Source organism: Ruegeria sp. HKCCA5929 (assembly GCF_013034525.1).
Lineage (GTDB): Bacteria > Pseudomonadota > Alphaproteobacteria > Rhodobacterales > Rhodobacteraceae > Ruegeria.
The window spans coordinates 249,627-262,359 of record NZ_WQGE01000004.1 but is presented as its reverse complement, the minus strand read 5'-3'; the positions used below and the strand labels follow the sequence as shown (position 1 = coordinate 262,359).

Here is a 12,733-nt window from a genome sequence, read left to right as displayed (position 1 = left end):
ATTGTGGCGCTAGGGTACGGCCATGTCGATCTGGACCCGCATATCCGACGCGCTCAGCGCCCTTGCACAGGGCGAAAGCCTGACCGCCGTTTTTGAAAAGCTACGCTCGCCGCCTGAACGCTCGGTTGCGTTCACGATTGCCGTCATTGCGTTGGGTGCAAAAATGGCCAAGGCAGACGGGCAGGTGACGCGGGACGAGGTCACGGCCTTCCGCGACGTGTTCCAGATTGCGCGCGAGGATGAAGAAGGCGCTGCGCGGGTTTTCAATATGGCGCGCACGGATGTTGCCGGATACCAGGACTATGCCCGCAAGATCGCCCGGATGTTTTCCGAAGACAACACGACCCTCTGCGACCTGATGGAGGGGCTGTTCCACATCGCTATGGCAGACGGGTTTTACCATCCCAATGAAAACGAATTCCTGGAAGAGGTCAGCCGCATCTTTGGTCAGACCGACGCGCAGTTTCTGGCCTTGCGCGCGCGGTTTGTACCCGAGGCACCCAATGACCCTTACGTGGTGCTGGGCGTATCACGGGACATGCCAGTAACTGAGATTCGCAAAGTCTGGCGTCAACTGGTACGCGAGACTCATCCGGACGCGATGATGGCACGCGGGGTCCCCGAAGAAGCGATCCGGTTGGCTGAAAAAAAGATGATCGACATCAACCGCGCCTGGGATGAAATCAACGGCGCGGCGGCCTGAGAAGATGCGGCTGGCGACCTATAATATAGAATGGTTCGCCAATCTTTTCGACAAAAACGACGCCCTCATTGTCGATGAAAGCTGGTCGGGCAGGCACGACGTCACAAAGGCCCAGCAGGTCGAGGCAATTGCCAAGGTTCTGACCGCGATAGATGCTGATGCGGTTCTGATCGTTGAGGCACCGAACACCGGCAAACGCCAGAACACGGTACGCGCATTACAAGCCTTTGCCGAGGCATTCGATCTTCGCACTTCTGACGCGGTGATGGGTTTTGCCAATGACACACACCAGGAGTTGGCGTTGTTGTATGACAGGTCAGTTGTGGACGTGCGCCACGACCCAAAAGGAGACGCCGACGATCTATCAGCCCCTCGGTTCGATGGTGAATTCAAAATTGACCTGGATGTTGATGCGACCGAAGACATCGTCCGATTTTCCAAACCGCCAATGGAACTGGCTCTGACAACACGAGCGGGTAAGGACGTTAGGTTGATCGGGGCGCATCTAAAGTCAAAAGCGCCGCATGGTGCAGATTCAAGGGATGAGGCGATCCGCATTTCGATTGCCAATCGCCGTAAGCAACTTGCGCAGGCGGTTTGGCTGGCCAGAAGGGTCGAGGCGCATTTGGCGCAGAATGAGTCTGTAGTCTTGCTGGGCGATCTGAATGACGGGCCGGGCCTGGATGAGTTTGAACATCTGTTCGGACGGTCGTCGGTTGAGATTTTGTTGCAAGCGGGGCTGTATGACCCGCATGCGGTCAGGGCGCATGAGTTCAGGCCGGGATCAGTGCCGTCCACTGCACGTTTCGCGCGCCCCGACGAAGGCCGGTTTCTTGAGGCGTTGTTGGACTACATCATGATCTCAGAGGATTTGCGTGCCTTTGATCCAGCCTGGCGCATATGGCACCCGTTTCGGGATGTTGCATGCTGGTCTGAACCAGAGTTGCGGCAAGCGCTGTTGACAGCCTCGGACCATTTCCCAGTCACTCTGGATATTGATCTGTAGCCTTTGCAGCTTGCGTCTGAAGGCTTATATCAACGTTATGAAACGGATTGTTTTGATCAGCGTCGTGTGGGCGTCTTTGGCGGTGCCGACACTGGCACAAGAAGACACTGGAAAATCCCTGATGGAGCAGGGGGCCGAGCTGTTTTTCGAAGGGCTGCGCAAGGAAATGGAACCGGCACTGGATGAGTTGCTTGGGATGGCGGACGAGTTTGGGCCGGCCATGCAATCTTTCCTGCAAGAGATGGGCCCCGCGCTGGCGGAACTGGCGGCTGAGGTCAAGGATTGGAGCGCTTATGAAGTGCCGGAAATCCTGCCCAACGGTGACATTATCATCCGTAAAAAACCGATTGAAGATCTGCCCGAGCCTGAAGACAAGGATGAAGAGGTTCCCGAAGGCGCAACTGATATCTGAGACAATCTCAGTTCTTGATGATCACGCGCATTTCGGATTTCAGTGCGCTTGCCAGTGAATTCAGGCGCGCTTCGGCCACTTCGCTGAACAATGGTGCCGCAGCTTCGGGCAGATACAGCTCTAGCTCGCGTTTTTTGGGATAGAGTTTCAGTCGTCCCATATTGGCATCGTTGTGCATCCACAGCATCGCGCCAAATCGCATGGCTTTGCCCAGAATCTCGGCCTGTTTCTGGTCTTTCTCGTCCAGTAACTCATACAACGGGGCAAACCGATTGCCTTCACGTTTGTTTCGATAGCGGTGTTGTAGTGCAAGCCCGATAAAGACACGCTCGGAATGCTTGAGGCCACCAAGATTTGCGCGGGTGACATAGTCGAAACATGCTTCGGCCCGGTAATCCGGGTGGGCCCTCCAAGTGACGTCGTGCAGCAGGCAGGCCGCCTTGATCAGGCGTACCCGGCTGGGCGGTGCTGACCGGAACAAGGGCATCACAAAATCATAAAGGTGGCGACCAAAGCCGGGCAGGCGCGCATCTTTGGCTTCGGAAAAGCGACTGGCTTCGATCAACGGGTCGCGGTCGCGCAGTTCCTGTGACATCTGTTCGTAAAGCAGACCTTCGCGGATGCCATAACTTGAAATCGCGATATCCTTGGGCTTGAACGTTCGGATCAACCGCGCCAGCACGTCCATCGCATAAGGAATCAATGACATGCGCGAGCTTGAGACCCCAGCTTGGCTGCGCAGCTTGTCGGGATCGTTCTTTTCGATGAACTTGATCGTTTCACGCACCTGTTTGGTGGTCATGCGGTATTCGTGCAGCACGTTCAGCGGATAGCCCCGCCGCAGCATGTCCAACCGCGCAAAGGCGCGCCAACTGCCACCGACCAGAAACAGACGGTCCCGCTGCGGGCCCATCTGATCGCGCAGCTCTTCCATTGTAGACTTGATATGCGCCTTGCGCGCCCGTCGCCCACCCTTGATGTCGCGCAGCTTCAGCGGCCCGAGGGCTGAGGTCACACGGCGGCCGACCTGACCGTCGCCGATTTCGGCCAATTCCATCGACGAGCCCCCAATGTCGCAGATCAGGCCGTAAGCACCGGGCCAGCCCAACAACACGCCTTGCGCTGACAGGCGGGCCTCTTCAGCGCCGTCGATCACGGCCACATGCAGCCCGGTTTCCGCTTTGACCTGCGCGCAGAAATCAGGGCCGTCTTCGGCCTCTCGCACGGCGGCTGTGGCCACCACGTGCAGCCCGGGCAGATCCAAATCCATTGCCAGATGCTGGAACCTGCGCAGTGCCGCCAGCGCGCGGTCGCGTCCGCGCGGGTTCAAACGCCCTGTCTCGGACAGGCCCGCGCCCAGTTCGCACATCACCTTTTCGTTGTAGAAATATGCGGGTGATCGGGCCGCCCCGTCGAAGATGACCATTCGCACCGAGTTCGACCCAACATCGACCACCCCGACCCGTGACAGAGCCCGCGTGCCAGGGTCGTCGAACAATGGTTTTCCGAATGGTCCCCAGTCCGGGATGTCGGTTTCGACGGTCTGATCCATGTGTCTTCCAAATAGTGCAGTCAGAGGATGCGAAATTGGAGCTTGCGGGTCAATCACCCGTCTCGATCTCATCCGGGCTTGTGTTCAAAACCCGGACAGCCAATGCGCGGGTGATGTCGCGTTTTTCCGTCAATGCCAGGTGGTCCAGCTGTTTGACAACATTTGCGGCGGTTTCAAACCGGCGGTCCATATGCTTGACGAGATAGGCAATGACCTCGGGGCCGGGATTCAACTGACGGTCCACAAACAGCTTGGCCAGCACTGCGCCCAGCAGCGCATCGTCGGGCGGATCCAGCGCGACGTGGTGGGCCCCTTCAACCCGGCTTTGCAGATCTGCCAGCGGCATTTCCCAGAACTTCGGCGCAAGCCTGCCGGTCATCAACAGGGCGTGCCCCTCGGCCAGAACCAGATTGTGCAGGTGAAACAGCGTTTTCTGCTGTTCCAGATCACCTGCAACCATCGGCACGTCTTCGACCGCAATCGGCTTGCGCGCCAGTTCTGGTACATCGTCATAGCGCAATTCAGACGCTTGAATGATGCGACCGCCGGTTTCAGCGGCCCAAACATGCGCCAGGTGGGTTTTGCCAGCGCCAGCAGGGCCGCTCAGCACAAGTTTGTTTCCGGGCCAGGACGTGGCCGAGATCATTGCTACGGCCAAAGCATTGGCAGGCGAGACAAAGAAGTCCTCGCGCCCAAGCGCAGTTTTGGCGGGCAGATCAAAGCTGAGTTGTCGGGCCATTTACTCGGTTTCCTGATCCTGGCTTTCAAGACCGGTGTACAGGCGGCTGTCCAGATAGAGCGAGGTTCCAAACCGAGCCAGAACGCCAAGGGCCGCTGCGACCGGAACGGCAACCAACATCCCGACAAAGCCAAACAGCGCGCCAAAGACCGAAAGCGCCAGCAACAGCCAAACCGGGTGAAGCCCAACGGAGTTTCCGACCAGTTTGGGTGTCAGAAAATTGCCCTCGGTCACTTGCCCAATGGCAAAAATACCAGCGATCAGGCCAATATGAGCCCAGTCACCCCAGAACTGGAACAGTGCCAGTCCGATGGCCAACGTGCCACCGATCAAAGCACCCAGATAGGGAATGAACGTGACCAACCCCGCAATGAAGCCCACGATCAGGCCGAATTGCAGACCCGCGAGCATCAGGGCCACCGCATAATACGTGCCAAGGATCAGACAGACCGTACCCATCCCGCGCACGAAAGAGGCCAGAACGGCATCAATCTCGCCCGCTAACCGTTTGATGGTTGGGGCGTGATCGCGTGGCAGCAACTCTCCAATCCGGGCGATCATGCGATCCCAGTCCAACAGAAGGTAGACTGCAACAACCGGCACGATCACCAGAAGAACCACGATGTTGATGGCAGACCCCAGCGAGGTCAGCACCGTTTGCAAAACGTCCCCGGTTTTAGACTTGAGCGTTTCGCCAAAAGACACGAGCATCTGGTGCGTGCTGGATTCCCGGTCCAACAGGGATGGGAACTGTTTTTCTACGAAGCCGCGCAATTGCTTGAACAGCTCAGGCATCACGTCCACAAGATCCAGCAACTGGGTGATCAGGGCTGGAACGACCATCAGGATAGCCAACACGAACCCCAGAATGCCAACAACGGTAATGATTGCCGTAGCAGCCATGCGCGACAGGCCAAGCCGTTCAAGCCGATCCGCAACGGGATCAAGGAAATAGGCAATGGCCCCGCCGATCACAAACGGCAGCAGGACATCTCCCAAGGCCCAGAGGATCAATACAAAAACAACAGTGGCAACGCCCCAGTATCTCATCTGATCCTTAACCGGCAATGCCATCGCGATCCCCTTTTGCAGGTCTTTGATGGTGTTCTTGGCGTATCAAGGCGAGTGATGCAAGCGCTTCATTTGGCCTGAAATTGCAGCCTTTAGTCCTGAAGTGTCCCCAGTTCCGGCGTATTGTCGTCTGCGGTCTCATCGGGCCAGTTGGTGCGCCAGATTTCTGCAGACCAATGCCCGCAATGAACAGCAGGGCGGTCGAAACCAGGCAGTGCAGCCAATAAAGGTTCGACGATGACGTCGTGGCGGGGAACGGCGAAGTAGGGGAAAGAGTACCGCTCTTTGCCTGACCGGTTGACCACCCGGTGCGGCGTGGACTTCAACCGACCACCGGACCAAAGCTCCAGCATATCGCCGATATTGACGACAAACCCGCCCGGTGGGCAGTTTGGCGTGATCCATCCCCCAGTGCGCGTCTGTACTTCAAGTCCGCCCACCGGATCTGGGGCGATGATGGTCAGCGCGTCCGTGTCCTTGTGCGGATGGATGCCATAGCCAGCCTCGTCCGCAGCCTGCGGCGGATAGTGTAGAAGGGTCATGTTGGTCATCGGGTCCTGGAACGCACTGCGCAGCGTGTTTGGCTTCAGGTTCAGACCTGTCTCTAACGCCCCGAGCAAAAGATCGGCGACCCGGTCCAGCTGGCTCCAGTAACCCAGAATGATCTCTTTGGCGCCGGGTAGTTCGTCCGGCCACAGGTTCGGCCCGTACAAAGAACAGTCCGAGCGTATCGGGGCATTTGCCGCGACTTCGTGATGCAGCTTGTAGCCTTCGTATTTGTCCGCGTTGCCCGAGCCATCGTTGGGTGTGAAGAACCCCATGGGGATATAGCCGCGATAGTTTTCGCGGGTAATGGCCTGATCCCATTTACGCGATTCATCGATGGCAAAGATCTCTCGGGTCGCCTGTCTAACTTGATCAACGGTTTGCTGAGTCACGCCTGTCCCGGTGATGGACAGGAACCCGATCCCGGTACAAGCCTCAAGGATGTGCTGCACCGTTGCTTCGTATGTATCGGTTTTTGGTTCGGTCAAAGGCGAGATGTCGATTGTTGGAATGCTGTCCATTAGTGAATCCTAACCCCTTGGCGTTCCAGTTCCGTGTGAACAGGTGCCAAATTCAACTGGTCCAGGTCCTGATTGCTTTTCAATGACAGCGCTGCCGCAATGCCTGCACCCTGACCCATAACGGCACAACAGGCCATGTTGCGCGTAGCTGCATGCGCTACCCGATCTGCACCATGCGACCGGCCTGCAACGAGCAGCCCCTTAATTCCCTTTGGCAGCATTGAGCGATAGGGAATCTGCATATATCGCCCCGTGGTCGGCAGGATCAGAATGCCATAACCGTCGATGAATTCGGGATAGATGCCAATGGTATCTTCAAACCGACCCTGATGGCGGGCATCGTTTTCGGTCATGTTATACACCGCGTCGATCTTGCGCGTGTCGCGGATGCCAATGGTCATACCGAAGTTTCGAAGCCGCGCGTTTTCACAGCCCGGCATGAACCGGCGCAAAGCGTCAATAGCCAGCATCGACTGGCGGCGGCCCTCGATCTCGCCGCGTGTCAGGCTGTCGGGGTCGGTGCCATCGACCTCGGCCAGGTGGATGAGGTTCATGTACGTCAGCTCACCCGTGTCATGCATCGCGCCCCAGGTGCCCGCGATGGTGTTCAGATGCGGCGGGATCAGCCCTTCATCTATGGCTTGCTGGAACGGTTTGTGTACGAACGGCGAGAACATGTCATCCTCTTTGCCTGAGGTCTCGATATTCCACTCACCGCCGCCGCCCCAGTCCTTGTAGGTCTGCGGGTCGGCCTTCACGCCCTCCATGAACGCGCGTTTATCGACGCCAGCCAGATGGAACATGACCGAGGCGGCCATCATGTCTTCACGCGGGGTCTTGTGGGTCGGTGCGCCTGCGCGGTGCGCCACATCCGCGTCGCCGGTGGCGTCGATTACCACTTTGGCCAGGATCGCCTCGCGCCCGGCTTTGGATTCGGTGATGATGCCGGTGATCCGGTCGCCCTCCATGATGGGGGCGACGAACTGACGATGAAGCATTGGACGCACGCCTGCCTCTTCGACCAACTTATCGGCCACCAGTTTGAACCCTTCGCTGTCCAGCTCATAACTCAGCGACTGGCTTTCCGGCACCGCCGCGCCCATGTCTTTGGCGCGGGTCTCGAACTCCATGCCGATGCCGCCGGCCTCGACCGTCTGTTCATGGCGATACCAGGCAAACCCCTCGACGCCCACAGCAGTGATGTTGCCGCCCATGCAACCAAAGCGGTCGACCAGAGATACTTCGGCCCCGGCCCGCGCCGCTGCCAGTGCTGCGGCCAGCCCTGCGGGACCAGAGCCAACAACCAACACGTCGGTCTGATGGATGACAGGGATTTGGCGGGCGGGTTCCAGAATTGTTTGCATCGGCGCCTCTTGAGTTTCGCAATTCTGTTACAATTGAAGCTCTCGATTGGCGGGTCAATCAAAAAACCGACTGACGCGAAGTCGCAAAACTGCCAATGTTCGATTGCCCCCGGCGGGGCTTTGGAATAATCACCTGTGCAGTCGAATTCTTACCTTTGAAGGTCCATCCATGCGCCTGAGCCGTTACTTTCTGCCCGTTCTCAAGGAAAACCCGTCTGAGGCCCAGATCGTCAGCCATAGGCTGATGCTGCGCGCGGGCATGATCAAGCAGGCCGCCGCCGGTATATATTCGTGGCTGCCGCTGGGCTTCAAAGTGCTGCGCAAGCTGGAAAACATCGTGCACGAAGAACAGGCGCGTGCAGGCCACATCGCGATCCAGATGCCGATCCTGCAATCGGCCGACCTGTGGCGCGAATCCGGGCGCTATGACGACTACGGTCAGGAAATGCTGCGCATGCAGGACCGTCACGGTCGCGACATGCTGTATACGCCCACCGCTGAGGAACTGGTGACAGATATCTTTCGCGGTCACGTCAACAGCTACAAAGACCTGCCGCTGACGCTGTATCAGATCCAGTGGAAATTCCGCGACGAGATCCGCCCGCGTTTCGGCGTGATGCGCGGGCGCGAGTTCTACATGAAGGACGGCTACAATTTCGACCTGACCAAGGAAGACGCGCTGCACGCCTATAACCGTCATCTGGTCAGCTATCTGCGCACTTACGAACGCATGGGCCTGCAGGCCATTCCGATGCGCGCCGATTCAGGCCCGATCGGCGGCGATGACACCCATGAGTTCCTTGTGTTGGCTGATACCGGCGAATCCGAGGTCTTTTATGACAGCGCAGTCACCGACCTGACTTTTGGCGACCGCCAGATCGACTATGACAACCGCGAACAGTGCCAGGCTATTCTGGAAGAGTTCACCTCGAAATACGCGCGTACGGACGAGACGCATGATGAGGCATTGTTCAACCAAATCCCCGAAGAACGCCGTCGCGTGGCCCGAGGTATTGAGGTTGGTCAGATCTTTTACTTCGGCACCAAGTACTCTGAAGCGATGGGTGCAACGGTTCAGGGTCCTGACGGAAAATCCGTCCCGGTTCACATGGGCAGCCACGGTATCGGTGTCAGCCGCCTGATCGGCGCGATCATCGAAGCCAGCCATGACGACAAAGGTATCATCTGGCCCGAGGGCGTAACGCCGTTCCACTGCGGAATTGTGAACCTGAAGCAGGGTGATGAAGAAGCAGATGCGGCCTGCGACAAGATCTATGCGGCGCTGACCGCCTTGGGTCTGGAGCCGCTGTATGATGATCGCAACGAACGGGCAGGGGGCAAATTTGCAACCATGGACCTGATTGGTCTGCCCTGGCGCATTACCGTGGGACCGCGCGGTCTGAAGAACGGTGTGGTTGAACTGACCTGTCGCCGTACAGGCGAAAGCGAAGAGCTTAGCCCGGAAGCGGCAGTCACCAAGGTTGCAGAAATCTATGAGAAGATCGCCTGATCGCAATCTTCGGGTGCACAATTAACAGTCACCGTGAACTCGTTAGAACAAACTAGGCGGCCAGCATTCTGATCTGGCCGTCAATCGCGGCCAACTCAGGTTGCCTGGCTTCGCTCTCAGTCCTGGTCTGCCGTCGGGCGCTCTGCCAGAACGTCACCATTGGCACCGTCACCGCGAGCGACCACAATCGGTCGGCCCAAACGGCTGACCAGTTCGCGAAACTCGAGACCCAGAAACCGCAGCCCGCAAACGCGTGCGTCGGTCGTCCGATCCGTGATGCACAAACGCCCCTGACGGAACGCCAGCCGGTATCCTTTTTCCTTGAGGATATCAGCCAGATTGCTCCAGCTTGCTGCGCTGACAAAGATCGGCCGAATGGCCGCGCGCAGCAGTGCCGCTGTCTCACAATCCAGTTCTGTTGATGCCCTGCGGGTTGGAATTGCGCCCGCGCCATTGTTAGAGATTTGAAAATTCATTGAGCGACCCCCGCTCTTTAAATGTGTTCCCCCATAGTTAGGGTGACAAAGTTTCTGAAAATAATCAAAAAGAGTAATAAAATTTCGCCCTCATTGTTGCCTTTTCGATTCACAGACTCACAAAGTGCGATGATTAACCTCATAACTGAAACAATATCACCTTGTCTGTGAAGGGCTTCACAACTCACGGTGTAGCGCCGCGTTTTAAAGTCGTCCGTTTGGCTGCGACTTGTAAGCGGCGGCCCGAATCACTGCTACGCATTCAGGCCGAGGAACCAAGTCTTGGTGACTACCGGCTTGACCATCGGGTGAAATGCCGAAACTGTCGCCGCAAACAAGAAACACCCCGGAGCAGGCATGGCCAACACACCCCCGCCCTTTGCCCCTTTTGAATGGAAGATTGCATGGCGTTACCTGAGGGCCCGCAGGGCCGAAGGTGGTGTCAGTGTTATGACTTGGATTTCACTGATCGGGATCACCCTCGCGGTGTTCGCGCTGATTGCGACATTGTCGGTCCGGTCGGGTTTCCGTTCGGAATTTGTGGGCACCATTCTGGGGGCCAACGCGCATGTGACGGTTTATTCCTCAGGTGAGATCGACGCGCAGGGCCGAGTCGACCGAACGATAGCCGATTACGAGGACCGCTCGGCCCGGATCGCGCAGGTGCCCGGTGTTGAAAGAACAGCACCTTTAGTCAAAGGACAGGTGTTGATCACCAATCGCGACCGCAGCAGCGGGGTTGAGGTGTTTGGCATCCGACCTGACGATCTGCGCGACCTGCCAGGTATCGCGCAGGCAGAACAGTCTGCAGGAGATCTGACTGAGTTTGAAAGCGGTGAAGATGTCATTGCCATTGGATCCGGCGTCGCGCGTAGCATCGGTGCCACCGTGGGGGATGTTGTCAAACTGACCTCGCCCAATGGTGTCAAAACAGCCTTTGGCACCTCGCCGCGCGTGAACGCGTATCGCGTCGTTTATGTCTTCTCGGCAGGTCGTTATGATATCGACCGCACCCGCGTGTATATGCCGTTCTCGCAGGCCCAGAGTTTTTTCAACCGTGAAGGTGTGGCGGATGAAATTGAGGTGATGGTGGAAAAGCCTGAAGAACTGGGCCCGATCCTGATCTCGATTCTCGAAGCCTCGGGCGAACGCAGCCAAATATGGACTTGGCAGGATGCGTCGGGAGGCTTTCTGCGGGCGCTGGAAGTTGAAGACAACGTGATGTTCATTATCTTGTCGATCCTTGTTCTGATCGCTGCGATGAATATCGTTTCGGGCTTGATCATGCTGGTCAAAAACAAGGGGCGCGATATTGGCATCCTGCGCACCATTGGACTTAGCGAAGGGTCGGTTCTGCGTGTCTTTTTTATCTGTGGGGCGTTCACCGGCCTGATTGGAACGGCAATGGGAGTCATTCTGGGGTGCCTTTTTGCGATCTATATCGATCCGATCTTTTCCTTCGTGAATTATGTGATGGGCGGCGGCGTCTGGGATCCGTCGATCCGCGGCATCTATGCTTTGCCGGCAGAGTTACACCTGAGCGACGTGCTCAAAGCCATCGGGCTGTCGCTTGGTCTGTCTTTCATCGTCACCTATTTTCCAGCGCGTCGTGCGGCGCGTCTGAACCCGGTTGAGGCGTTGCGCTATGAATGATGTCACATTGCGCCTGAATGGCCTGACCAAAACCTACCTCAAGGGTACGCCGGGTGAAGTACAGGTTCTGCGCGGTGTCGATCTGGACCTGCGCGCGGGTGAGGCCGTGGCGATGGTGGCTCCGTCCGGTGCGGGTAAATCTACGCTTCTGCACATTGCAGGACTGTTGGATATGCCCGACGACGGAACCGTTGAAATCGGAGGGCAGAACGTAAGCGGAAAGGGCGACCGAACCAGAACCGCGCTGCGCCGACAAGATGTCGGGTTTGTTTATCAGTTCCACCACTTGCTGCCCGAGTTTACAGCGCTCGAAAACATCACTCTGCCGCAGCTGGCGAACGGTATTTCCGAAAAAGCCGCGCAAAAGCGGGCCATGGATCTTCTGGACCGGGTGGGCGTTGCCCCGCGCGCCAGCCACCGCCCAGCCGCACTGTCGGGTGGTGAGCAACAGCGCGTGGCTTTTTGCCGGGCGCTGGCCAACAAGCCGCGGGTTTTGCTGGCGGATGAACCGACCGGAAATCTCGACCCCGAAACCTCGGATCAGGTGTTTGATGCGCTGATGGCACTGGTCCGGGACGAGGGGTTGTCGGCCTTGATTGCGACGCACAACCTTGAACTGGCGGCGCGTATGGATCGGACGGTTAGACTTGAGGCTGGGGTGCTCAGGCCAGTTGAGTGATTGCAACACCAACGGCCATCACGGCAATACCCCCGGCCCGCATCCATGTCAGCGGCGTGATCTGAGCTCCAAACAGGCCGAAATGGTCAATGGCCGCTGTGCTGATCAATTGGCCCAGCAAAACAAAGAACACTGCGTTGCCCACTCCGAAATGCGGGGCGACGTGGGTGATTGACAGAACGTAGAACGCGATCAGCACGCCTGCCAGCAGCAGGTGTTTCGGGGCCTCAGCGACCTTGGATAGCGCTTCGAACCCTGGGAACAGCAACATCACAAGCGCTGACGCAGCAAAAGCGATTGCGAACAGGATCACGGCGGCAGTGGTCGGCGATCCGATCAGCTTGCCCAAGGCTGCGTTCAAAGCGGCCAGAATTGGCACTCCGATCCCGGCTGCCAACATTATGGCTGCGTATTGTGTCATGTCCTGCATCCTCCCGCCTGCGTTGATCTGGATCATTGCGCCAAGGTGTCCACCGGGCAACCCTGCAAATGTCTATCGTG

At 57.7% G+C, this 12,733-nt stretch carries 13 protein-coding genes; 6 read left to right on the top strand and 7 right to left on the bottom strand.

What is annotated here, in order from left to right; all coding sequences use genetic code 11:
* Positions 1-22 precede the first annotated feature (22 nt).
* From GOV90_RS12315 to GOV90_RS12305, 3 genes are read left to right on the top strand one after another with little or no spacing between them, the layout of a single operon-like run.
* Positions 23-703 carry a molecular chaperone DjiA gene (locus tag GOV90_RS12315; RefSeq protein WP_171092432.1) on the top strand — a complete coding sequence of 227 codons (681 nt, stop codon included), beginning with the start codon at positions 23-25 and terminating at the stop codon, positions 701-703.
* A gap of 4 nt (positions 704-707) precedes the next feature.
* Positions 708-1,709: an endonuclease/exonuclease/phosphatase family protein gene (locus GOV90_RS12310; RefSeq protein ID WP_171092653.1), complete on the top strand. Its 1,002-nt coding sequence runs from the start codon at positions 708-710 to the stop codon at positions 1,707-1,709.
* Between the two features lie 37 nt (positions 1,710-1,746).
* A complete protein-coding gene (locus GOV90_RS12305) occupies positions 1,747-2,121 on the top strand; it encodes a hypothetical protein (RefSeq protein ID WP_171092430.1) in 375 nt (124 codons plus the stop codon).
* 7 nt (positions 2,122-2,128) lie between these two features.
* On the opposite strand, the gene GOV90_RS12300 is transcribed toward GOV90_RS12305, so the two are convergent.
* The 5 genes from GOV90_RS12300 to GOV90_RS12280 all read right to left on the bottom strand — a co-directional run bounded on the left by GOV90_RS12300 (position 2,129) and on the right by GOV90_RS12280 (position 7,914).
* Positions 2,129-3,673 carry a Ppx/GppA family phosphatase gene (locus tag GOV90_RS12300; protein WP_171092428.1) on the bottom strand — a complete coding sequence of 515 codons (1,545 nt, stop codon included), beginning with the start codon at positions 3,671-3,673 and terminating at the stop codon, positions 2,129-2,131.
* 49 nt (positions 3,674-3,722) lie between these two features.
* The gene (locus GOV90_RS12295; protein ID WP_171092427.1) at positions 3,723-4,412 is read right to left on the bottom strand and encodes a DnaA ATPase domain-containing protein; all 690 of its coding nucleotides are present in this window, start codon (positions 4,410-4,412) and stop codon (positions 3,723-3,725) included.
* Positions 4,413-5,486, bottom strand: coding sequence for an AI-2E family transporter (locus GOV90_RS12290; RefSeq protein ID WP_171092425.1), 1,074 nt, complete (start codon positions 5,484-5,486; stop codon positions 4,413-4,415). It abuts the gene before it with no gap.
* An 89-nt stretch (positions 5,487-5,575) separates the two neighbouring features.
* Entirely contained in the window at positions 5,576-6,550 is a 975-nt protein-coding gene (locus GOV90_RS12285) for an isopenicillin N synthase family oxygenase (RefSeq protein ID WP_171172853.1), read from the bottom strand.
* The gene (locus GOV90_RS12280) at positions 6,550-7,914 is read right to left on the bottom strand and encodes an FAD-dependent oxidoreductase (protein ID WP_171092421.1); all 1,365 of its coding nucleotides are present in this window, start codon (positions 7,912-7,914) and stop codon (positions 6,550-6,552) included. Before GOV90_RS12280 ends, GOV90_RS12285 begins: the two co-directional genes overlap by 1 nt.
* 169 nt (positions 7,915-8,083) lie before the next feature.
* Here GOV90_RS12280 and proS point away from each other — a divergent pair, with 169 nt between their 5' ends.
* Positions 8,084-9,424: a proline--tRNA ligase gene (proS, locus tag GOV90_RS12275; protein ID WP_171092419.1), complete on the top strand. Its 1,341-nt coding sequence runs from the start codon at positions 8,084-8,086 to the stop codon at positions 9,422-9,424.
* 116 nt (positions 9,425-9,540) lie between these two features.
* Here proS and GOV90_RS12270 read toward each other — a convergent pair whose 3' ends face one another.
* Complete coding sequence (locus GOV90_RS12270) at positions 9,541-9,900, bottom strand: hypothetical protein (protein WP_171092418.1); 360 nt, start codon at positions 9,898-9,900, stop codon at positions 9,541-9,543.
* A 357-nt stretch (positions 9,901-10,257) separates the two neighbouring features.
* Between GOV90_RS12270 and GOV90_RS12265 the strand changes: the two genes are divergently transcribed.
* The gene (locus GOV90_RS12265) at positions 10,258-11,553 is read left to right on the top strand and encodes a lipoprotein-releasing ABC transporter permease subunit (RefSeq protein WP_171092416.1); all 1,296 of its coding nucleotides are present in this window, start codon (positions 10,258-10,260) and stop codon (positions 11,551-11,553) included.
* Complete coding sequence (locus GOV90_RS12260) at positions 11,546-12,232, top strand: ABC transporter ATP-binding protein (RefSeq protein ID WP_171092414.1); 687 nt, start codon at positions 11,546-11,548, stop codon at positions 12,230-12,232. The genes GOV90_RS12265 and GOV90_RS12260 overlap by 8 nt, the downstream gene beginning before the upstream one ends.
* Here GOV90_RS12260 and GOV90_RS12255 read toward each other — a convergent pair.
* Entirely contained in the window at positions 12,216-12,653 is a 438-nt protein-coding gene (locus GOV90_RS12255; RefSeq protein ID WP_171092412.1) for a DMT family transporter, read from the bottom strand. The genes GOV90_RS12260 and GOV90_RS12255 overlap by 17 nt on opposite strands.
* Between the last annotated feature and the right edge of the window lie 80 nt (positions 12,654-12,733).